25 protein-coding genes, 1 tRNA gene and 1 pseudogene are annotated in these 21,340 nt (G+C 58.2%); 13 read left to right on the top strand and 14 right to left on the bottom strand.

The genetic code is table 11. From position 1 onward, the window contains the following. Positions 1–3: 3 nt before the first annotated feature. The 3 genes from ihfA to JFT86_RS26260 all read left to right on the top strand — a co-directional run bounded on the left by ihfA (position 4) and on the right by JFT86_RS26260 (position 809). Complete coding sequence (gene ihfA / locus JFT86_RS26270; RefSeq protein ID WP_002553164.1) at positions 4–306, top strand: integration host factor subunit alpha; 303 nt, start codon at positions 4–6, stop codon at positions 304–306. Next, the gene (locus tag JFT86_RS26265; RefSeq protein WP_003179985.1) at positions 287–643 is read left to right on the top strand and encodes a MerR family transcriptional regulator; all 357 of its coding nucleotides are present in this window, start codon (positions 287–289) and stop codon (positions 641–643) included. Before ihfA ends, JFT86_RS26265 begins: the two co-directional genes overlap by 20 nt. Before the next feature lie 89 nt (positions 644–732). Further along, positions 733–809 (top strand) — tRNA-Pro (locus tag JFT86_RS26260). Between the two features lie 155 nt (positions 810–964). Here the strand turns inward: JFT86_RS26260 and JFT86_RS26255 are convergent. Next, the gene (locus JFT86_RS26255) at positions 965–1,114 is read right to left on the bottom strand and encodes a hypothetical protein (RefSeq protein WP_242489352.1); all 150 of its coding nucleotides are present in this window, start codon (positions 1,112–1,114) and stop codon (positions 965–967) included. Positions 1,115–1,204: 90 nt separating this feature from the next. Then, a complete protein-coding gene (locus JFT86_RS26250) occupies positions 1,205–1,534 on the bottom strand; it encodes a hypothetical protein (RefSeq protein ID WP_201233892.1) in 330 nt (109 codons plus the stop codon). Positions 1,535–1,642: 108 nt separating this feature from the next. On the opposite strand from JFT86_RS26250, the gene JFT86_RS26245 reads away from it, so the two are divergent. Further along, positions 1,643–1,966 (top strand): phage holin, lambda family, encoded by a 324-nt coding sequence (locus JFT86_RS26245; protein ID WP_201239040.1) that lies wholly within the window; start codon positions 1,643–1,645, stop codon positions 1,964–1,966. Between the two features lie 51 nt (positions 1,967–2,017). Here JFT86_RS26245 and JFT86_RS26240 read toward each other — a convergent pair whose 3' ends face one another. Continuing rightward, positions 2,018–2,464, bottom strand: coding sequence for a hypothetical protein (locus tag JFT86_RS26240; protein ID WP_201239039.1), 447 nt, complete (start codon positions 2,462–2,464; stop codon positions 2,018–2,020). Positions 2,465–2,549: 85 nt separating this feature from the next. Continuing rightward, positions 2,550–2,984, bottom strand: a complete 435-nt coding sequence (locus tag JFT86_RS26235; RefSeq protein WP_201239038.1) for a hypothetical protein — start codon at positions 2,982–2,984, stop codon at positions 2,550–2,552. 76 nt (positions 2,985–3,060) lie between these two features. On the opposite strand from JFT86_RS26235, the pseudogene JFT86_RS29295 reads away from it, so the two are divergent. Further along, positions 3,061–3,309, top strand: a pseudogene (locus JFT86_RS29295) (putative metallopeptidase); the annotation flags it as partial. A 98-nt stretch (positions 3,310–3,407) separates the two neighbouring features. On the opposite strand, the gene JFT86_RS26230 reads toward JFT86_RS29295, so the two are convergent. From JFT86_RS26230 to rtcR, 5 genes are all read right to left on the bottom strand, one after another. Continuing rightward, complete coding sequence (locus JFT86_RS26230) at positions 3,408–3,836, bottom strand: hypothetical protein (protein WP_201239037.1); 429 nt, start codon at positions 3,834–3,836, stop codon at positions 3,408–3,410. A gap of 323 nt (positions 3,837–4,159) precedes the next feature. Then, positions 4,160–4,507, bottom strand: a complete 348-nt coding sequence (locus tag JFT86_RS26225) for a hypothetical protein (protein ID WP_201233888.1) — start codon at positions 4,505–4,507, stop codon at positions 4,160–4,162. 209 nt (positions 4,508–4,716) lie between these two features. Continuing rightward, positions 4,717–5,259 carry an NADAR family protein gene (locus tag JFT86_RS26220; protein WP_201233887.1) on the bottom strand — a complete coding sequence of 181 codons (543 nt, stop codon included), beginning with the start codon at positions 5,257–5,259 and terminating at the stop codon, positions 4,717–4,719. Positions 5,260–5,454: 195 nt separating this feature from the next. Beyond that, complete coding sequence (locus tag JFT86_RS26215) at positions 5,455–5,733, bottom strand: hypothetical protein (protein WP_201233886.1); 279 nt, start codon at positions 5,731–5,733, stop codon at positions 5,455–5,457. Positions 5,734–5,816: 83 nt separating this feature from the next. Next, a complete protein-coding gene (gene rtcR / locus JFT86_RS26210; protein ID WP_201239036.1) occupies positions 5,817–7,418 on the bottom strand; it encodes an RNA repair transcriptional activator RtcR in 1,602 nt (533 codons plus the stop codon). Positions 7,419–7,622: 204 nt separating this feature from the next. Between rtcR and JFT86_RS26205 the strand changes: the two genes are divergently transcribed. The 5 genes from JFT86_RS26205 (at position 7,623) to JFT86_RS26185 (ending at position 13,053) form a co-directional block, all read left to right on the top strand. Beyond that, a complete protein-coding gene (locus JFT86_RS26205; RefSeq protein ID WP_201239035.1) occupies positions 7,623–9,170 on the top strand; it encodes an RNA-binding protein in 1,548 nt (515 codons plus the stop codon). Positions 9,171–9,510: 340 nt separating this feature from the next. Then, on the top strand, positions 9,511–10,737 hold the full coding sequence (locus JFT86_RS26200; protein WP_201239034.1) for an RtcB family protein: 1,227 nt from the start codon (positions 9,511–9,513) through the stop codon (positions 10,735–10,737). Positions 10,738–10,751: 14 nt separating this feature from the next. Next, a complete protein-coding gene (locus JFT86_RS26195) occupies positions 10,752–11,540 on the top strand; it encodes a nucleotidyltransferase domain-containing protein (protein ID WP_201239033.1) in 789 nt (262 codons plus the stop codon). 8 nt (positions 11,541–11,548) lie between these two features. Beyond that, complete coding sequence (gene rtcA / locus JFT86_RS26190) at positions 11,549–12,574, top strand: RNA 3'-terminal phosphate cyclase (RefSeq protein WP_201239032.1); 1,026 nt, start codon at positions 11,549–11,551, stop codon at positions 12,572–12,574. Between the two features lie 149 nt (positions 12,575–12,723). Next, on the top strand, positions 12,724–13,053 hold the full coding sequence (locus tag JFT86_RS26185; RefSeq protein ID WP_201239031.1) for a hypothetical protein: 330 nt from the start codon (positions 12,724–12,726) through the stop codon (positions 13,051–13,053). Between the two features lie 56 nt (positions 13,054–13,109). Here JFT86_RS26185 and JFT86_RS26180 read toward each other — a convergent pair whose 3' ends face one another. After that, positions 13,110–13,523, bottom strand: a complete 414-nt coding sequence (locus tag JFT86_RS26180) for a VOC family protein (protein WP_201239030.1) — start codon at positions 13,521–13,523, stop codon at positions 13,110–13,112. Between the two features lie 276 nt (positions 13,524–13,799). Between JFT86_RS26180 and JFT86_RS26175 the strand changes: the two genes are divergently transcribed. Then, complete coding sequence (locus JFT86_RS26175) at positions 13,800–15,611, top strand: ABC transporter ATP-binding protein (RefSeq protein WP_201239029.1); 1,812 nt, start codon at positions 13,800–13,802, stop codon at positions 15,609–15,611. Here JFT86_RS26175 and JFT86_RS26170 read toward each other — a convergent pair. From JFT86_RS26170 to JFT86_RS26160, 3 genes are all read right to left on the bottom strand, one after another. Continuing rightward, a complete protein-coding gene (locus tag JFT86_RS26170; protein ID WP_201239028.1) occupies positions 15,608–16,552 on the bottom strand; it encodes an alpha/beta fold hydrolase in 945 nt (314 codons plus the stop codon). The genes JFT86_RS26175 and JFT86_RS26170 overlap by 4 nt on opposite strands. A 112-nt stretch (positions 16,553–16,664) precedes the next feature. Beyond that, complete coding sequence (locus JFT86_RS26165) at positions 16,665–17,663, bottom strand: NAD(P)H-quinone oxidoreductase (RefSeq protein WP_201239027.1); 999 nt, start codon at positions 17,661–17,663, stop codon at positions 16,665–16,667. 60 nt (positions 17,664–17,723) lie between these two features. Further along, on the bottom strand, positions 17,724–18,905 hold the full coding sequence (locus tag JFT86_RS26160; protein WP_201239026.1) for a YbfB/YjiJ family MFS transporter: 1,182 nt from the start codon (positions 18,903–18,905) through the stop codon (positions 17,724–17,726). Positions 18,906–19,015: 110 nt separating this feature from the next. Between JFT86_RS26160 and JFT86_RS26155 the strand changes: the two genes are divergently transcribed. Both JFT86_RS26155 and JFT86_RS26150 read left to right on the top strand, forming a co-directional pair. Further along, a complete protein-coding gene (locus tag JFT86_RS26155) occupies positions 19,016–19,891 on the top strand; it encodes a LysR family transcriptional regulator (protein WP_201239025.1) in 876 nt (291 codons plus the stop codon). Positions 19,892–20,076: 185 nt separating this feature from the next. Then, complete coding sequence (locus JFT86_RS26150; protein ID WP_242489577.1) at positions 20,077–20,553, top strand: hypothetical protein; 477 nt, start codon at positions 20,077–20,079, stop codon at positions 20,551–20,553. A gap of 49 nt (positions 20,554–20,602) precedes the next feature. Here the strand turns inward: JFT86_RS26150 and JFT86_RS26145 are convergent, their stop codons facing one another. Continuing rightward, complete coding sequence (locus tag JFT86_RS26145; RefSeq protein WP_201239024.1) at positions 20,603–21,325, bottom strand: pirin family protein; 723 nt, start codon at positions 21,323–21,325, stop codon at positions 20,603–20,605. Positions 21,326–21,340 lie beyond the last annotated feature (15 nt).

Below are 21,340 nucleotides of genomic sequence, written 5' to 3'. Positions count from 1 at the left end.
CGTATGGGGGCTTTGACGAAAGCTGAGATGGCGGAACGTCTGTATGAAGAGCTGGGCCTGAACAAGCGGGAAGCCAAGGAATTGGTCGAACTGTTTTTCGAGGAAATCAGGCACGCTCTTGAAGACAACGAGCAGGTCAAATTGTCCGGTTTCGGCAATTTCGACCTTCGGGACAAACGCCAGCGGCCTGGCCGCAACCCGAAAACGGGGGAAGAAATCCCGATCACGGCTCGCCGTGTGGTCACCTTTCGTCCAGGGCAGAAGTTGAAGGCCCGAGTTGAGGCTTATGCTGGAACCAAGTCATAACGACGAACTACCCGTCATCCCGGGCAAACGCTACTTCACCATCGGTGAAGTCAGCGAGCTGTGTGCCGTAAAGCCACACGTGCTGCGTTACTGGGAGCAGGAGTTTCCTCAGCTCAACCCCGTCAAACGCCGCGGAAACCGCCGGTATTATCAGCGCCAGGACGTGCTGATGATCCGGCAGATCCGCGCGCTCCTTTACGATCAGGGATTCACCATCGGCGGCGCACGTTTGCGTCTGTCCGGCGATGAAGCCAAAGACGACACGACCCAATACAAGCAGATGATTCGGCAGATGATTGCCGAGTTGGAAGATGTACTGGTGGTACTCAAGAAATAAAAAGCAGCGTTTGAATACTTCCAGTTTTCAAAAGCTTGCGATATATTCTTGAGCGTTCTTCGAGGTGAAGAGCGAGTTGCAACATCAGTCGGGGCGTAGCGCAGTCCGGTAGCGCACTAGCATGGGGTGCTAGGGGTCGAGTGTTCGAATCACTCCGTCCCGACCATATAATTCAATGACTTAGCCCAACTTTCGCGAGTTGGGCTTTTTCATGTGCGTGACTTTTGCGTGACTTCTCGATTTTTCACGCCTGCTTCCTCTTCAAGATTGTCAGGACCGGTCCACGCGAATCGGTTGCTGATACCATGTTCGCAGCCTCAATCAGATGGCCAGGTTGAGGCGAATAGCGTCGGCGGTTTGGCTCGCGGCGATTTTTGCCCCGGCCAGTTCAGTATCGACAGCGTCCTGCAAGCTGGCGATCGTGCGCTTGTTCTTCATGGCGCCGGCGAAATCTGCGGCGACTGCTGGCACGGTGACGCGAGACTGGGCCGGCGAGATCGATGCAATGGGGCGTCGACGCTGAGAAGGCCTTTGGCAGCCAGCTCGGAAAGACGAGCGCACCTATTCAATCGAAGGTTTCGGCACATGCTTGAGTGCTTGAAGGCCGTACGGGGTCAGCACATAGACTTTCCGGTTAACTGGGGCTGCCTTTTTCGCGATGAAACCTGCGTGCACCAGCCATTCGAGTGTGGCGTCGAAGAACTCTGTTTCCGGGTCGCGTGCACCTTCTGTTACGGCGTCTTCAATGTCGGGATCGTATTCGAGGTATTTGAGAACGGTTAATCCTGCGACCTGTGGGCTCACGTCGGAAGGGATCGGGAAACTCTCGTAGAGAAAAGCCAAGATGTCAGCGCTCATCTCATCGAAGCGCTCAATATTTGTTTTTGCCATGGTTCGGTCCATCGAATTGCCATAGGGGCAATGACGATATCAAGGAGCCATACGCCCGCCACTGAGCGGGCTTTTTTATTCCTAACTCCCTTACGGGGAGGAGCCGAGATGCCAGACAAACCAGGCACATGGGCGATAGCGCTTGCGTGGTTGAGCCAGCATTCGCCGATCCTCTATGCCGCTGCGCTGTCCTGCGCCATGGCCGTCTTGCGGATCACGTACGGTGGCGGCACACGTCGCCAGATGCAGGTGGAAGGCGCCATCTGCGGCGGCCTGACCCTGACAATCATCAGTGGCCTGGACTTCTTCGGTCTGCCGCAGGGCATGGCAACCTTCGCGGGCGGCTGGGTTGGCTTCTTAGGGGTAGAGAAGATCCGCAACATCGCGGATCGGGTGACTGACTTCAAGTTGCCCAGCAGGAAGGTCGAATAAGTCGCGACACGTTTCGCGAATTAGCAAATTGTGTCGCGACGCGTGGCAGGTCTAGCGGCGGGTTGCGAAGCAACTCTGAAGAGACTGCTGATGCTGCGTTATCAGATTATTGATTTCTGAACGTCTTACAGTGGACATTTGGCTGTTGTCAGCCCAACTCAGAGTGCCCTCCAGTCCGGTTATCTCGCCCCGTATTGCTTCGCACTGATCATTTTGCATGGCAGACAACTTTGCTTGGGTCGAGGATAGCAGCGCGTCTCGCTGTGCGACTGCTTCCCTCCATTTCTCAAGCAAGGCGCCCAGTTCATTGTTTTGCTTTTGCAGCTCCTGATTTCGCACTGTTTGGTTTTCTAACGCATTTTTCTGTTGTCCAAAATTCATGCCTCCTACCACCAGTGTAGTACCGACACCAACCATAAAGGTTACAAATGCAATAGCAGTGGTTAACCAAGGTGTGCCTGAGCTAGTTGGTGATGCTGGGGGGGCAGTGTCGCTCAAGTTAATCATCCTAGGCTGGGCAGAACGCTCTATCGAAATCCGCGGTAGTTGTTCCGCATTGCATGGGTGTGCCGCACGGAACGTTCTATTTTTTGAATTCAACATTCGCTGTGACTAGGAGTTGGCCATTGACGGTGACCTTGCACGCCCGCCCGGTTTCAGTCTTAGTGCCAGGTGCAAGAACCGGGTCGCACTGAAGAAACACCGTCTTCCCTTGATAATCTCGAGTTACACCTGCCGTTGTTGTGCTTGCTGGTTCCTTCATGAATTTCCGATTCCACGGCCCAAAGTAGATCTCTGGTTCGCCGCCGCCGAAGAAACCGGATTCAGGAGTGGCGCAAATAGTGCCTTGCATCCGCTCTCCGTCGATGATGTTTGCGTCTTCGTAGCAGGAGATCATCCCTTTGGCGGTGACAATCGTCGACGGCCCTCTGTTAGTCCAAGTTGGAGCGGTTACACAGCCAGAAAGAGTGACTGCGGCGAGAGCGGCGGCGACGAGGGAGATTGGTTGAATTCGCATTAGTTGGGCGTCCTTACTTTTCGAGGCGCACACAAATACCGGCTATGAGCCACTATTTCAAGCGTAAGGGTGAATAATGGACAGGCCATATCCTCCACATTCAGTAGTTGAACAGGCCGATTTCAGGATGCGGCTGAGTCCTGCTCCAGAAGTTAGGGATTGGCTCCAAGCCGAGATCCTCGCCGACACCGGCAGCATCCACAATGAAGAGCACGCCCATCTGATCGATGCGGACATTCGTGTGATGTGGGCGTCTTCTACGTTTATGAAGAAGGGGCGCACGGTAGTGGGCCAGGCCGAGCAGGTCGCGTTCCGCGCTGGCGGAGGGGGGTGCATTCGGGTTCGCTCGTGAGGATGATGACTAGCTGCGCGGACTCATCGCGGGTATGGCACGCAGAAAAAAGCCCGCGACAGAGGCGGGCTTCAGAGGCAGTCGGACTTGCCTATCTGAAACTCGACTATCGGTGAGCTGGTTGAATCTTTGTAGAGGAGATCAATGGAAAGACCCGATTTCACGAATTGTCCTAAACCTTTTTCATTACAGAATGCAGAAGCTGCAAGCGCTTTTGCGTCCTTGGTGAACTCATCAGAATCGATTTCGTTTTTCGTAACTTTTGTGAGTGTGTAAGAGATACGCATGACCTCATCGCTGTAGGTCACCGAATTGATGCGAGTTGACTCGTCAGATACTTTTCCGGCCTGGGCACTCATGATGAGCGCGAGCCCCTTGAGCTGGCGTTCCCGTTCCTCCTTTTTTTCTTCCGGGGCAGATTGTGCGTGCCATACCTGGGCCAAGATAAAGAGCAACGTCGTTGCCGAGAAAAAGATAATCAATCCGCGATGTTGCTTCAACTGAGATCACCATGGCAAAGGGCTATTACTTATTTGACCATGCCGGTAGCGTCACCTCAAGTTAGAGGCGTTGGTCTTTGATGGCCGATGAAACGCGGATCTACTCATCCGCTCCGCTGGATGCCGTTGGGCGCGGAGAGGAGTGCGTTCGGGTGGTGTCGGAGGGGGCGGCTAATTTGCTCAAGGAACCAGCCAAAATGGCCGGTATGTCTTGGCGTTAATGCCAAGTACTTGAGATCTGGAGATCTAAATGTGGCTGACTTCAAGTTACCGAGCCGCTAGGTCGAGTAAGTCGGATCGCACTTTACGAACGCTGCTGAGCGTTACCAGCCGCCAGGAAACCACTGGCGTGCAAGTCTGACCGTCACTCGAAGTGCCACCTGGCCTTGATTGCACTCTGCCTCCTGTTCTTCAGCTGTTGCAGGTTTACGCCACCGTGGGTTTGCTGCCAAACCTTTCGTATAGGTCTTCTCAAATTCAGAGCTGGCCTCTGCGGTCAATCGCATCGCCTTCGCGTAGTCCGCCTCAAGGTCGTCTGGAAGTGACCCGCAAGCCAGTTTCGCCTGTTGATACCTCATGGCGTACATATAGCCATCTGTAGGGGCTTCGTCGTAGGCGTAGAGAGAAGGTGCTGCGACCGCGAGAGAGGGAGCAATAACCAGTGCAGCCAACAATAGGCGTCCATGCATGAGCGTTGTGTTCTCGGAAATTATTGGAAGACAAATGATACCCGACTCGCTGAATGAGCCTCCTCAAAAAAGACACGTCGCCGGGATGGTTTGAATAGTCACCAAGGTGGCGTCTGCATGTTGTTCGGTGACATTCAGTGACAGTCTGGGCCTACTGCATCAAGAAAATAGCCGTTATGGGTTTGTCTCAATCAATCGCCGTCGCGAACCTGCATCAGCGCAAATCCCAGTAGATTCAAACCTTCCCAGAGATTGGGATTGTTCGCCTTTGCGTCATCTTTGGTCAGGCCAATCCCCCAAATGCTATCAACCGGACTTGCTTCAACAATGATGCGAGCGCCCGTTCCCTTGAGATAAGTATTTAGCTCAGGGTTTTGCGAAAACTTGGCCTGGTTCGCGCGAACGACAATGTCATACCGGTGTTGCAGCCACTCCTCGTTATTGAATCCGCGTACTTTGCGGCCGAGTGCTTTAGCTGCTTCTGGGGTGGTCGCCTGGAGCACTTGAGCGCGAATTTCCTGGTCGCCGAACAGGGCTGCCTTTTCGGCCATCATGAAGTGTTCGGCGGTTGGGTAGCATTGCCCGTCGACCGTGAATTCAGCGACGTACCATTGGCTGAAGCACGCTGGGGTAATGCCTTTCTTGCTTGGTTGATGTCCCCAGAAAAACGTGAATTCCAGGTTTTCCCCCGAGTTGAATCGCGAGCGCAGATCTTCGAGATATTTAGAGTCCAATGGTGCTTCCTTGGCGATAGTTTTTAAATTCGTAAATTGACTGCGAGCAGTTCGCGCCTTTTACATCGGCTGCGGTTTTGCCGTTAAAGGCGAACTTCATACCGGCAGACTGCAGGCGTTTCAAGTTTCGGCAGCGTCCAATGCTCTCCGTCCACTCGAATCGCGGATTTTCAAGCCAGCCAATCGCATTCGTCGCTATGGCTTCGTCTGCTTCTTGATGTCCTGCGAATCACTCGAAGTCGCTGCATCTTTTGCCGTCTCATGGGACTCTGCGCCCGAATTCGAACCTGAAGCCTCTTCGCCCTTTTTGTTCGCCTTTTCATCGTTTTCGCGTGAGCTTGCGGATTGATTGACGCCCGGCAGGGCGGTCGGTGGGGCGGCCGTTTCCGCTGCTGTTTTCTCGGTTGCAGAGGCATATAGCGGGCTGATAATCAGCAGGCTGGCGAGCGACAGGGAAGCAATGTTCTTGTTCATTATCTAGGCCTTCCGCGTGTGGGAACGTACTTATTGGAAGTGCGAGAAAGGCAAAGGTGCATAGCGCTGGACGAGCGGTAAAATTACCGATTGGCAACCTGGCTCCATTCAATCCCGAACCGCGCCAGATACTTCCTCAGTCGATCCGCATCATTGGGCTGTGCCTTCGCTTGGCGCGACACTCCAAACAACCGTCGCCCGGCGTCCGACAAGCTGTCCGCCTGCCGACAAACTTCAAGTACAGCTTTCAACTGCAATCGATCAAACAGATCCATGCTCTCGCCATCCCCGGGTAAATCCTCGGCAACGGCGCCCGGTTGTGCCAGGCCCCAGGCATAGCGCAACCGATCAATTTCCTCCTGCACCTGCGCCTCATCAATTCGCCCGCTGTCAGCCAATGTCGCCATCCGCGTGATCGACGCCGACAGTTCGCGAAAATTGCCCAGCCACGCCGCTTCCCGGGAGCTGGCGAATGCCAGGTAGCGGCGGCGTGCTTCCAGGTTGAAACGCACCAGTTGCCCATGTTCACGGGCATGGCGTTCGAGCTCGAAATCGATGTTCGGCTCGATGTCCTCGCGTCGTCCCGCAAGACCGGGAAGGTCGAAGGTCCACAGGTTGATGCGTGCGTACAGGTCCTCGCGGAACAGTCCTTCGGCGACCCGGCTGCGCAAGTCGCGGTGGGTGCCGGCGATGATCAGGAAGTCGCTGTCGACTTCCTTGTCCGAGCCCAGCGGGAAGAAGCGTTTCTCTTCAATCGCCTTGAGCAGCATCGCCTGTTCGTCTGCGCCGAGTTCGCCGATTTCATCGAGAAACAGCATGCCACCATCGGCCGCGCGCAGCAGACCGTCGCGGGCATTTTGCGCGCCGGTGAAGGCGCCTTTGACGTGGCCGAACAGTGCAGACATTGCGCCGTCGCCGCGCAGGGTGGCGCAGTTCACTTCGACAAAGCGGCCCTGCATCTGATGGCGGCTGCGCTTGAGCTCGAAGATGCGTCGAGCGAGGAAGGATTTGCCGGCGCCGGTCGGGCCGATCAGCAGCATCGGTGCTTTCGAGCGTACCGCCACGCGTTCGATCTGTTCGATGGAGCGGTTGAACGCGGCGTTGCGCGTGGCGATGCCCGACTTCAAGAACTCCAGGCCTTCCAGGCGTTTGTTGGCGAAGCGCGAGGCGATGCGGTCGTAGCGCGACAGGTCGAGGTCGATCAGCGCGTGAGTGCCGGTGGCGTGCTCGTCTTCGCTTTTGCGTTTGGCCGGCGAAGTCTGGATCAGGCGTGCCGGCAGGTAGCGCGCTTCGGTCAGCAGGAACCAGCAAATCTGCGCGACGTGAGTGCCAGTGGTGATGTGAACCAGATAGTCCTCCCGCTCGGTGTCGAAATCGTAAGCGGTGGTGAAATCGTGCAGAGCGCCGTAGACCTCTTCGAAATCCCACGGATTGCGCAACGACATCGGGTGCAGGCGCACTTCGGTTTCCGGTGAGATCTGTTGGATATCGGCGCGAACGCGCTCGGCGAGGCTGACATCGCGGGCGTCGATGCCGTGGATCAGTTCCAGGCGATGGATCAACACGTCCGGCTGTTGGCACAACCCTACGCTGGGGCGCCAGTGGCTCCAGCGGTTGGCGCCTTTACCGACGCGATCAAGGGTGGCTCCGATAAAACCGATGGCGACTGTGCGCTTGTTTGGCATGTTTATCTCAAAGGATAAAAGACGATATCCAATGATAGTTTTTCTGAAGGTGGCTTGTCGCGAATTCAATCGATAGAAGAACGAATAAAAATAAAAAACGTTATAAATCAGATAGATAAAAATAATTCAACGCAGAAAAACAAAACTGGCACAGCGGCTGCAATACCTATCACAACGAACAGGACAACACAGCGAGACGCCACGATGGCCAACCAGAATCTCTTCAATACGCAATCGAATCACCTGCCAGCCTGCGACACGCTGAATGCCTCCGGTGCCTCGGCTTATGCCTACACACCCAAGCATCAACTGGCTCAACTGGCAGTGACCGGTTGCCTCAACCAGACCTTTTACGCCTCTGCTGAAAGCCAACTGGAGCAAGTGTTGAAACTGGTGGCCGAACTGGACAGCAGCTTCGTCGCCAAAGCCGCGATTTACGCTCGTAAAAAAGGCCATATGAAAGACATGCCGGCCTTGTTGCTGGCGGCATTGACCGCTCAGCGTTCGATGCTGGTGCCACAGGTGTTCGAGCAAGTGATCGATAGCGGCAAAATGTTGCGCAACTTTGTGCAGATTCTTCGCAGCGGTGCGACCGGGCGCAAATCCCTCGGCTCGCAGCCAAAGCGCTTGGTGCAGAACTGGTTGAACAGCGCGACTGAGCGTCAACTCCTGCAAGCGTCGATTGGCAATCAGCCGTCGTTGGCGGATGTCGTGAAGATGGTTCATCCAAAACCTGCCGAAGCCTGGCGCGAAGCGTTCTTCGCCTGGTTGATCGGCAAACCGGTGGATGTGCAGGCTCTTCCGCAATTGACTCGCGATCTGCTGGCGTTTCGCAGCGGTGCAAGCGGGGAAGTGCCAGCGGTGCCGTTCCAGTTGCTCGGCAACGAAACGTTGAGCAAGGAACAATGGGCCGCTCAGGCACGCAACATGGGTTGGCAGGGGCTGCGTATCAACCTCAACACCCTGGCTCGCCACGGTGCGTTTGAGGTGCCGGGTTGCGTCGAGTATGTGGCGGCGCGGTTGGCGGATCCGCAAGAGGTCGCGAAGGCGCGGGTGTACCCGTACCAGTTGCTGGCGGCTTATCGAATGATGGGCGAGGACATTCCGGCGCGGATACGCGAAGCGTTGCAGGATGCACTGGAGTTGTCGCTGGCCAACGTGCCACAACTGCAAGGCTCAGTGGTGGTTTGCCCGGATGTGTCGGGTTCGATGGGCAGCCCGGCGACCGGTTATCGCCAGGGCGCGACCTCGGTGGTGCGTTGCATCGACGTAGCGGCGCTGGTGGCCGCAGCCGTTCTGCGCAAACAACCGCTGGCACGAGTGATGCCGTTCGAAGTGGACGTAGTGGATATCCAGCTCAACCCGCGTGACAGTGTGATCAGTAACGCGGAGAAGCTCGCCGGTATTTTTGGCGGTGGCACCAACTGCTCGGCACCGCTGGCGAAACTGGCCGACAGCAAGGCCAGGGTCGATACGCTGATTCTGGTATCGGACAACGAATCCTGGATCGACGCACGACGTCGGGGCGCCAGTGAGACCCTGCGTCAATGGGAACGGATCAAACAGATCAACCCGCAGGCGCGACTGGTGTGCATCGATATCCAGCCAGGCCATGCAACGCAGGCAGCGGATCGCGATGACATCTTGAATGTCGGTGGTTTCAGCGATGCGGTGTTTGATGTGATCGAGCAGTTCACCAGCGGTCATTACGGTGCGCGTCATTGGGTTGAAGCGATCGAAAGCATGCAATGAATTGATTTATCACAGGCGCTGAATGCCGATGGGACTACATCCAAGACGTCTCATCAAACCCTTGTCAGCGCGTGTGACGGCACGAATGCCTGATGGCTGTACATCCAGACCGGTTAATTCCGGAGCGCGGTAACGCGCAACAGTCATCACCTTTTGTCGTGCCACCTTATTTGCAGTTATTTGGCAGCGAATGCGACAGGTACTCCATAGGAAACGCGGGTTCGAATCCCGCCCCGGCAACGGGGGCTTAAATCAGGCGGAGCCACAGTGTCTGTGTTTTTGTCGCTGCGACGAACGGAACAACGCCGAATCATCGGCCAATGAATAAAGAATAGAGAAAATGAAAGAACACACTTACCAACTGCTCGAAGTCGCCAACGGCAAGCCGATCAAACTCTGGACCGAAGGCGTCCCGGTGGAAAAAGAGGCACGCGAGCAGTTGATGAACACCGCGAAGATGCCGTTCATCTTCAAGCATCTGGCGGTCATGCCGGACGTGCATCTGGGCAAGGGCTCGACCATCGGCAGCGTGATTCCAACCGTCGGCGCGATCATTCCGGCAGCGGTCGGCGTGGACATCGGTTGCGGCATGATCGCTGCGCGCACGTCGCTGACCGCCGCCGATCTGCCGGACAATCTGCTCGGTCTGCGCAGTGCCATCGAGCAAGCGGTGCCGCACGGCCGCAGCTCGACCCGCTCGCGGCGCGACAAGGGCGCGTGGGACGAGATTCCGCAGCAGGCCGATCAGGCATGGGCGGCGTTGCATCCGCGCTTCAAGTTGATCACCGACAAGTACCCGAAACTGGCCAACACCAACAACCGCGGACATTTGGGCACGTTGGGCAGCGGCAACCACTTCATCGAAGTGTGCCTGGATGAAGCCAACCGGGTCTGGTTCATGTTGCACAGCGGTTCGCGTGGTGTCGGTAACGCCATCGGCAACCTGTTCATTCAGATGGCCCAGGCGGATATGCGTCAGCACATCGCCAACTTGCCGGACCGCGACCTGGCGTATTTCGAAGAAGGCAGTCAGCACTTTGATGACTACGTGGAAGCGGTGGGCTGGGCGCAGGATTTCGCCAAACAGAACCGTGAGTTGATGATGCGGGCGGTGATTCAGGCGACGCGGCAGATCATCCGCAAGCCGTTCGAAGTGGCATTGGAAGCGGTCAACTGCCACCACAACTACGTGCAGAAAGAGCGGCATTTCGGCGAAGACATTCTGGTCACCCGCAAAGGTGCGGTGTCGGCCAAGAAGGGCGAGTTGGGGATTATTCCGGGCTCGATGGGGGCGAAGAGTTTCATTGTGCGCGGTCTGGGCAATGAAGAGTCGTTCAGTTCCTGCAGCCACGGCGCCGGCCGCACCATGAGTCGCACCAAGGCGAAGAATACCTTCACCGTCGAGGATCAGATCCGCGCCACTGCCCATGTGGAGTGCCGTAAGGATGAAGCGGTGATCGACGAAATTCCGATGGCCTACAAGGACATCGACAAAGTCATGCACGCCCAGCGTGAGCTGGTGGAAGTGCTGCACACCCTGCGTCAGGTGGTGTGCGTCAAAGGATAAAAGGAACAGATGTCATGGAATTCGAAGAGCGCCACCCGCTGTGCAACACGATGCGCGCACGGGTGCTGGAAGAGCTGGCGCGCATAGAGCGCGAGCGCAACGTTACGGTGTTGTACGCCTGTGAGTCCGGAAGCCGGGCCTGGGGCTTTGCTTCGACTGACAGTGATTACGACGTACGGTTTGTATACGTGGAAAAGCCTGACTGGTTCGTTCAGGTCGACACCCCGCGTGATGTGATCGAGCGACCGTTGGATGACGAACTCGACGTCAGTGGCTGGGAGCTGCGCAAGACCCTCGGGTTGCTGCGCAAGTCCAACCCGACGCTGCTGGAGTGGCTTGATTCGCCGCTGGTGTATCGCCGCGAAACGGCAGCGGTGATGCAGCTGCGCGAATTGGCGGAGGCGTTCTACAGCCCACCGGCCGCACGCAGCCACTATCTGTCGATGGCCAAGAAGAATTTTCGGGGCTATCTGCAAGGCGAAACCGTGCGATTCAAAAAGTACTTCTACGTGCTGCGGCCACTGTTGGCGGTGCGCTGGATCGATCAGGGCCGCGGTCGGCCACCGATGACCTTCGCCGATCTGCTGACCACGGTCGATGATCGTGCGTTGCTCGCCGAAGTCGACGAACTGCTGGCCCTTAAACGCAATGCCGACGAGAGCGCCTACGGGCCGCGTCGACCGGCGCTGCACGGGTTCATCGCGGCTGAGCTTGAGCGCGAAGTGCCTACATTAAAAAGAACTCAGGAAGATTCGCGACGGCTGGATCAGTACCTCAGGGATACTGTTGAGCTGTACGCATAAGGATTGTAATGAAACAGGAAGTGATTGAACTGGACGGCGCCATCGGTGGCGGCCAGGTGTTGCGCAGTGCCTTGAGCCTGTCGATGGTGACAGGCCGGGCGTTTCGCATTAAACAGATTCGCGCCAGGCGCAGCCGTCCGGGACTGCTGCGTCAGCATTTGACGGCGGTGCTGGCGGCGGCCGAGGTGTGTGGCGCAAAGACTTTGGGCGCGGAATTGGGTTCTCAGGCATTGAGTTTCGAGCCGGGAGCAATTCGCGGTGGCGATTACCAATTCGCGATTGGCACGGCCGGCAGTTGCACGCTGGTGCTGCAGACGCTGTTGCCTGCGTTGATGCGCGCACCGCAGGCGAGTCGGGTGCGTATCTGCGGCGGCACCCATAATCCGCTGGCGCCGCCGACGGATTTCCTCACCCGCAGTTGGTTGCCACTGCTGCGGCGCATGGGCGCCAACATTGAGCTGGACTTGCTGCGACACGGTTTTGTACCGGCAGGGGGTGGTGAGATCGAGGCGAAGGTGCAGCCGTCAGTGCTGACCCGGCTCGATCTGTGTGCGCGTGGCGCTGCGATTTCACGGCACGCCTCGGCATTGACGGTGGGGCTTGCGCCCACGGTCGCCCAGCGCGAACTGAATCAAGTGGCCAAGCGTTTACGCTTGCCATCAGAGGCGTTGCAGCACGTCACGCTTGATCCGGCGCGGGGACCGGGCAACGTGCTGTTGCTGGAATACGCATTCGAGCACGTGACTGAAGTGTTCAGCGCGTTTGGTCAGGTTTCATTACGAGCGGAGAAGGTCGCTGATGCGGCGATCAATCAGGCCGCGGACTGGTTGCGCAGCGATGCAGCGGTGGCCGAACACCTCGCCGATCAGTTGTTGCTGCCGATGGCGCTGGCCGGTGGTGGAACGTTTACTACGCCGCGCATGACCGAACATCTGCACAGCAACATCGCCGTCATCGAGCAGTTTTTGCCGGTCAGCATCGAATGTCGGGAGGAGGGGCCAGATCGCTTGCGGGTTGAAGTCAGCGCGATCTGAACAAGGCAACGGGACAGAGGGATTTCATCACGAAATCGCGCTGTCCCGTTTTTTGTAGCCGAATATTGCCAAAAAGCGGCAAATTGCTGGCCCCCGAATGCCTGCTTCATCGGCAAACTCGCCTTTTTTCAAAAGGTTAGGTTGGCTATATGCGGACGATTGTCATAACCGTTGCAACGCTTTCCCTGGCTGTTGTTGCCTTGGGAGTCCAGGCAAAAGAATTAAGCAAAAGCCATCGCTTTGCTTGTACATGGGGTTCGGATATTGCCGCAGGCGCGCAACAATCCAAGCTGTCGGGGATGTCCTTGTACGGCGCGCGTAAACAATTGCAGGTGCGCAAATTCCAGCAACCGTGGATGCGCATGACCGCCATGGGCATTACCGAACAGACCTACAACAGCGCCTCGAAGCTCAAACCGGCGGCGGTCAAGCAGACCTACTATGAGCAATGCGTCAGACACGAACTGGCCCAGCGCTGAACAAAAAGCCCAACCTGAACAGGTTGGGCTTTTTCATGCCTGACGATCCGCCAGCGCTATTTTTCACTCTCGCAATTGACCATCCACGACACGCCAAACCGGTCCACCAGCATGCCGAAGCGTGCGGCCCAGAAGGTCGCTTCCAATGGCATGTCGACGCGCCCGTCCTTGGCCAATGCGTTAAATACCCGTTCGGCTTCGGCGATGCTGTCGACATTCAACGAAATCGAACAACCGCTCATGCCCTGAGTCGGCCGGTCGGGCGTGGTGTCCGAGGCCATGATCGCCTGATCGCCGACTTTCAGTGACGTATGAATGATCAGATTGTGGTGCTCTTTCGGCACATGCTCGGCGGCCGGCGTTTCGCCGAACGTCATCATCGCCTCAAGCTTTCCCTGCAAGGCTTGCTCGTAGAACGTGAAGGCTTCGCGGCAGTCGCCGTTGAAGATCAGGTACGGGTTGATTCTCATGTCTCTGCTCCCGGTTGTCAGACGCGGAGAGTGGCGACCTTTCGCCGGGTTCCGCGATGGGCGGTTAAAACATAGCAGAGCGTTGGACGCCGGAAAGGGCAAAGCCTTCCAGACGTTTTTCTCATGAAAAAGGCAGGACTTAGCACTGCGCAGTGCCGCCGACATCCCTGGGGGAGATCAGGTGCAAGCATCCCGAGGAACTTCCGACGCTGGAAATTCAATCGTCGCGCTGGAGTAACATGACGCACTCTCATCCTCTGCCGAGCTCAATGCCCTATGCCTGTTCTATCGCGCTTCACGTCGTTGTTCGACCAGGCGCAACGAGCCTTGCGACTGGTTTGGGGCACGTCGCGCGGCCTGTTCCTCGGGCTGGTGCTGGCGACGTTGTTCGCCGGACTGCTGCCGGCACTGGCGGCATGGCTGGGGCAGCGGATCGTCGATGCGGTGGTCGCGGCGATGCAACTGCATGCGCAGAACGGCAGTGCGCCGTTGTGGCCGGTGTTGCGTTATGTGTTGCTGGAGGCCGGGGTGTTGGCGTTGTTGTCCGGTACGCAACGGGCGCTGTCGGTGCAGCAGTCGCTCTTGCGTGTGCAGTTGGGGCAGAAGGTCAACACGTTGATTCTGGAGAAAGCGCAGACCCTGGCGCTGGTGCAGTTCGAGAACTCCGAGTTCTACGACAAACTGGTGCGTGTGCGTCGCGAAGCCTCGACCCGGCCATTGGCCTTGGTCATGAAGTCGTTGGGGCTGATCCAGAACCTGATCATGCTGATCAGTTTCGGCGTGCTGCTGGTGCATTTTTCGCCGTGGGCTTTGGTGTTGCTGGTGGTCGGCGCGTTGCCGGTGTTTTTCGCCGAGGCGCATTTTTCCGGTGATGCTTTTCGTCTGTTCACCCGGCGCGCGCCGGAAAGTCGCCAGCAGAGTTACATCGAAACCCTGCTGTCCCACGAGGCCTACATCAAAGAGGTCAAACTGTTCGGTTTCGCGCCGCTGCTGTTGCAACGCTACCGCGACACGTTCGCCAGGCTCTATGCCGAAGACCGCCGATTGACCTTGCGCCGCGATGGCTGGGGCTTTGGCCTCGGATTGCTCGGCACAGCGGCGTTCTATCTGGCCTACGCCTGGGTCGTGATCGATGCCGTGCATGGCAATATCAGCCTGGGCCAGATGACCATGTACCTGGTGCTGTTCAAGCAAGGGCAGAGTGCGGTCAGCAGCAGTCTGAGCGCGATCAGTGGGTTGTACGAAGATGGCCTGTACCTGACGAGTCTTTATGAATACCTCGCCGAACCGGTACTCGCCGACACCGGTCACCTGACCGTCGGCGCTCAACCGGGCGATGGCTTGCGCTTCGAGAACGTCGGTTTCCGTTACCCCGGTGCGAGTCGCGCGGCACTGCAAGGCATCGACCTGCATCTGGTGCCGGGGAACAGCATGGCGTTGGTGGGGGAGAACGGTTCAGGCAAGACCACGCTGATCAAGTTGCTGACCCGGCTCTACCGTCCCGATCAAGGGCGGATTCTGCTCGATGGCAGCGACTTGCAGGATTGGCAGGAAACCACCTTGCGTCAGCGCATCGGGGTGATTTTCCAGGATTACATCCGTTATCAATTCAGCGTCGGGGAAAACATCGGTGTCGGCGATACGCTGGCGTTCAACGATCAGCAGCGCTGGAAGGAGGCCGCGACCGAAGGCATGGCAGCGCCCTTTATCGAAGGGCTCGACCAAGGTTACGCGACACAACTGGGGCGCTGGTTTGCCGGTGGCCAGGAGCTGTCCGGTGGGCAATGGCAGAAGATTGCCCTGTCACGGGCCTACATGCGTCGGGATGCCGACATCCTGATCCTCGATGAGCCGACCTCAGCCCTCGATCCGGCGGCGGAGGCTGCGGTGTTCGAGCATTTCAGTCAACACACCGAAGGGCGCATGACCTTGCTGATCTCTCACCGGTTTTCCAGCGTGCGCAATGCCGACCACATCATTGTGCTGGAGCAGGGGCAGATTCTGGAGCAGGGCGATCATGATCAACTGATCGCCCGAGCCGGGCATTACGCGCAACTCTTCGATTTGCAGGCTCGCGGCTACCGTTAGGAGTCCTGCGCGCTGCGCAGAATGGCCGGTCCGGCGACACGCGGAGCCGGTTTACTGCGCATCAACGCATCGATCGCCTTGCGATAATTCTGCCCGCCCAGCGCCATGCTGTTGTTGTGCGTGGCACCCGGTACCAGCAACAGCCGCTTGGGTTGTTGCGCGGCGTTGAACAGTTGCTCGCTGAAGCGCGACGGCACGAACGCGTCGGCCAGGCCGTGCACCACCAGCAATGGCATATGAATGTCGGCGATCTTGTCGATGGAATCGAATTTCTGCGACAGCAGCCAGCGCACCGGCAGAGAGGTATTGGCCACGGCCGCGGCAACGTCCGCCAGCGAGGTGAACGTGGACTCGATCACCAGCCCGCGCACGGGGAGTGCGGTGTGATCACGGGTGGCTTCCATTCCAAGCTCGGCAGCCAGATCGATGGCCACGGCGCCGCCCAGAGAGTGGCCGTAGATCAGGCGTTTGTTCGGGTCTGGCTGCAGCAGTTTGAAACGCTCCCACGCGACTCGCGCATCTTCGTAAACGCTGCTTTCCGAGGGCAGATCACCCTTGCTCTTGCCGAACCCGCGGTAATCGATGGCCAGCACCGAATAGCCCGCCGCACGCAATTGTTCGATACGGAACAATTGCCCGGTGAGGTTCCAGCGCACACCGTGCAGATAAAGAATCGCCGGGGCATTGGCTTTTTCCGCCGGCCACCACCAGGCGTGGATATTTTGCCCGGCCTTGAAGCTCTTCGGTTGCAGATCGAGTTCCTGCACGCTGCCCGGCAAACCGTGGTACCAACCTGCAGTGCCGGGCTCGATGCGAAACAGCAGTTTACGCTCGGCATGTTCCAGCACCGCACAACTTGTCGGCACGCCGATAATCAACGCGGCCATGCAGGCGAACGCCAGGCGGCGACGGCGCAGTCGAGTCATGAAGGAAAGGAACATTAAACGTTTCACCGCAGCGCAGACAAAGAAGGCTTTTTACCAGATGACTCGGTCTGCGCGCGATATTTTCGACCACCGTGCGGATGCAACAATTAAAAAATGCTGCGACGGTTCAGTCCACCCGCAGGACGATCTTGCCGATATGGTCACCGGCCTCCATGTGCGCATGCGCCTGAGCCGCGTCGGTGAGTGCGTAGACTTTGTCGATCATCGGCAGGCAACGCCCGGCGTTCAGCAGCGGCCAGACATGTTCGCGCAGTTGATCGGCGATCGCGGATTTCTCCGCACTGGTGCGGGCACGCAACAGCGATCCGGTCACCACCGCGCGTTTGCCGAGGATCGCCAGCAGATCGACATCGTTGGCCCGGGCGCCGCCGAGGAAACCGAGCATGACCACACGTCCGTCCATCGCCAGGGCGCTGACATTACCGTTGAGGTACGAGCCACCCATGATGTCGAGAACCACATTGACACCTTGGCCGGCGGTTTTCTCGGCGATGACTTCAGCAAAATTCTGCTCGCGATAGTTGATCGGCTGGCCACCCAGTTCACTGATCGCCGCGCATTTTTCGGGGCTGCCGGAGGTGGCAAAGGCTTCGATGCCAAACTCACGGCAGAGCATCAGCGCCGTCGTACCGATGCCACTGGTGCCGCCATGAATCAGTACACGTTGGCCACGGCTGGCACCGCCGAGACCAAACAGGTTGGCCCACACGGTAAAGAAGGTTTCCGGAATCGCGGCGGCGTGCACCCAGTCGAGCCCGTCGGGAATGGGCAGCGTCTGGCCGGCCGGAACTGCGCAGTATTCAGCGTAGCCACCGCCGTTGGTCAGCGCGCAGACGCGATCACCCACAGCAAACTGGCTGACCCCGGCGCCGAGGGCCACCACTTCGCCGGCCACTTCGAGACCGGGAATCGGGTTCATGCCGGGTTTCATCGGGTATTTGCCCGCACGCTGCAAGGCGTCCGGACGGTTGATGCCGGCCGCGTAGACGCGAATCAACACTTCACCTTCTGCGGCCACCGGCAACGGTACGCGTTTGGGTTGCAGCACTTCGGGGCCACCGGGTTCGGTGATTTCGATGCGGGTCATTTCGTTGGGTAAAGTCATTTCAATTCCTGCTTATAAAGGTTCTGTAGATGGGAGGTCCGTGCAGTGCAAAAATTCCCGTTAATCGGCGCAACCCTGTGGGAGCGGTACCAGAGGTTCATCGCCTGCCAGCAGCAACGCCACTAAAATCGCGCCAGCGGCGATCATGAACAGCAACGCGTGATGGCCGCCCGTGGCATTGAACACGGCTGAATAAGCAAACCCGGCCAGCGCCTGAAGCGTGGCGAACGACACGGTGGCGCGGCTCCAGGCGATCTGCTGGCGATGATGCTCCGGCACCAGCTCATGCACCCGGGCCAGGGCCAACGGCACGATGCCGGGCGGGAACGAGCCGAGCACTACCGCCAGCACTGCCAGCGCGATGAAGGAATGGGACGTCGCCAGCAGCCCTAGTGCAATCGCCTGCACCACCAGCACCAGGCGAATGCTCGTCCGGGCGCCAAACTTGTCCGCCAGAAAGCCATAACTCACCGGCCCGACAATCGCGCCCAGGCCATACATCACCCACACCAGCGCACCGATATGCGCCCCGGCACCGAGCCCGCGAGCGACGTAATCGACCAGGAACACCATCGCTGGCACCAAACCGGCGGCCATGAAAGCGTATTGGGCAAACAGCAAATAAACGCCGGACGGTGTCGGTTGGGCCGTGGTGTTCGATTGTGAGATCACCGTGTGCGGCAAGTCAGACGGCCAGCCGAACCAGCTCAGCGCAGTCAGCAGCAACGACAATGCCCCCAGTCCCAACCATGTGGCTTGTAGGCCCAGACTCAACAGCGGTGGTACGAGGGTTCCCGAACCGGCGATGCCCAGCCCAATGCCCAGGAAAATCGCACCGCTGGCCAGACCTTTGCGGGACGCTGGCACATGGGGCAACACCGTCGCGGCCACCAGCACCATGATCGCGCCACCGGTAATCCCCGACAGCAAGCGCCAGCCGAAGAACCAGCTCACCGACAACGGAAACGCACAGGCAAAAAAAGCGCCGGTGACGAGCAGCATCATCAAGCGCAGGGCGTTTTTGTTGCCGAGTTGGCGGGCTATCGGCCGGCCGAGCAGGGCGCCGATCAGATAGCCAACCAGATTGGCCGCGCCGAGGTAGACCACATCATTGGCGGAGAACCACTGCGCCTGAATCAGTTCGGGAATCAGCGGTGTGTAGGCAAAGCGCGCCAGACCAATACTGACCAGGCTGGCACAGAGTCCGGCGAAGATGGCTGACGCTGAGGATGAAGTACGCATGAGAGCGTTCCTGAGGGAGGTGTATGGCCCTCAGCATATCGGCTATTGTTGCTGCATCTGCGCAGCGATTAAGCGGCACTTTGATGCAAATTTGCATCGTGAGGAGTGATATGAACTGGGATGATGCACGGGTATTTCTGGCGGTTTGCCGCGAGTCTTCGCTAAGGGGCGCAGCGCGTGTGCTCGGTGTGGATCAGGCCACCGTCGGACGGCGCATCACCGCGCTGGAAAAGTCCCTGAGCGCAACGTTGTTCTTGCGCACCTCCGACGGTTACGCCCTGACGGCGCTGGGTGAAGCGGCGCTTGCAAGCGTCGAGAAGATGGAGCACTCGGCCCTTGAGCTGGAGCGGCAGATTCAAGGCCTGGACGATCGTTTGACCGGTAACGTGCGGGTCAGCACCACCGATTCGCTGGCCATCGATTTCCTGATACCGGCCATCGCTCGCCTGCACGAGCAGCATCCGGACGTGCGCGTGCAACTGGATGCGTCCACGCAGATCCTCAGCCTGGCCAAGCGTGAAGCGGACATCGCCGTGCGCAACACCCGACCGGACAATCCCGACCTGATCGCCCGGCGGATTGCGCGTTGGCCGGTGGGTTTGTTCGCCTCACAGGCCTATATCGACGCCAAAGGAATTCCGCAGCCCGGCACGGCGTTCGAGGGCCATGACCTGGTGGTCTATCAGCCTTATTTGCAGAGTCGCAAGGACCTGACACTGGTCAGCGAGCCCATCCATCGTGGGCGAATTGTCGCCAGTCTCAGTTCCAGCCTGTTGGTGCGCCGCTCGATTGCGGCCGGTATCGGTGTAGGAGAAATGACTGTTTATATGGCCGAACGCGATGGTTTGGTCAGGCTCTGGCCGGAGCGAAGTTGCCCGCAACCCTATGAGGTGTGGTTGGTGACCCATGCGGATTTGCGCCACACCGCGCGGGTCAGGGCGGTCATCGAGCAGATTGTCGAGGTGTTTGCGACGGAGAATCAGTGAGTGCGACGACTGCCGAGGGAAGGCTACGCAGCCTGACGAAAAGACCTACATCCAGCGCAGAATCCGCTGGCTTGTGGGCTTTGGGCAGGGGCTTTACTGTTGCTCCAGCTTGATGAGAGACGCAGCGCTCACCCATCAAACGATGTACCAGGGAAGGTATCGGTAACCCAAGGAAGGGGATCGGATTGAACGCCAGGGAATTTGAGCAGTACCAAAACATGAACGCTTCGAGCAAGGGTCAGAGCACTCCCGCCATGAACACTATCAGCCGTGAAGAATTCAACGCCAGAATCGAGACCATTGAGACAAGGATGGATGCTCGGGTGGAGGGAGTGCGCGCAGATATTCGAGAATTCCTTTGCGTACAGGCAGAGCGGGACAAAGCTAGTGAGCGCATTCGGCTCGAGCGCGATAAATACCTCGACTCAATTGCTCTAGAGTCGAAAGAGGCGCTCAGACAAGCAAGTACCGTGAAGGCTAATGTCTGGATGGCAACGGCTGTGCATTTGTTTGGCGTGGTCAGCATTGTCATCGGTGGCTACTTTGCCAGTCAGGCCAACCTGTATGTAGCGATACAAACAACCCTGACGGCGGTTCAAGCGGGCAAGGATGTCGGTGCACCAAGGCCCGCCGAGCTGCCATCGCCAGTGTCGCCACAATAAAAAACGGCCTTCAACTGAAGGCCGTTTTTATAGGCATTGAAACCGTGCCTCATGGCATCTGCGGCAATTCCTGTGGCCGCAAGTCGAACACCAGTACCTCGGCATCCACGCCATTGCTCAAGTTCAACAGCTGTTCCTCGCGAACCCGCACGCCGTCACCTTCCTGCAATCGCTGGCCGTTCAGTTCAACACTGCCGCGAGCCACGTGTACGTAGGCGTAGCGATTGGCCGACAGTTCCAGCGTGGCGCGCTCGTTACCATCGAACAGCCCGGCATAGACCCGCGCATCCTGGCGCACGGTCAGCGAGCCGTCGCTGCCGTCCGGTGAGATGATCAATTGCAGCCGACCGCGTTTTTTCTGCGGGCTGAAATGCTCCTGTTGATAGCGTGGTTTGGCACCGCCGACTTCCGGCACGATCCAGATTTGCAGAAAGTGCACAGGCTTGGTCGCCGAATGGTTGAACTCGCTGTGTGCCACGCCGCTGCCGGCGCTCATCAGTTGCACATCGCCGGGGCGGATTACCGAACCGGTGCCCAGGGTGTCTTTATGTTCCAGAGCACCTTCCAGCACGTAGGAAAAGATCTCCATGTCGCGGTGCGGGTGCTGGCCGAAGCCTTTGCCGGCAGCAACGCGGTCATCATTGATCACCAGCAGGTCGGAAAAGCCTTGTTCCCGCGGATCGCGATAGCTGGCAAAGGAAAAGGTGTGGAACGACTTCAACCAGCCATGATTGGCGAGGCCACGATCGGAGGCTTTGCGAAGGGTCAGCATGATGAAATCTCCTTT

This window comes from Pseudomonas sp. TH06 (genome assembly GCF_016651305.1).
Lineage (GTDB): Bacteria > Pseudomonadota > Gammaproteobacteria > Pseudomonadales > Pseudomonadaceae > Aquipseudomonas.
The sequence above is the reverse complement of the archived record's forward strand: the minus strand, read 5'-3'. Positions and strand labels throughout refer to the sequence as shown.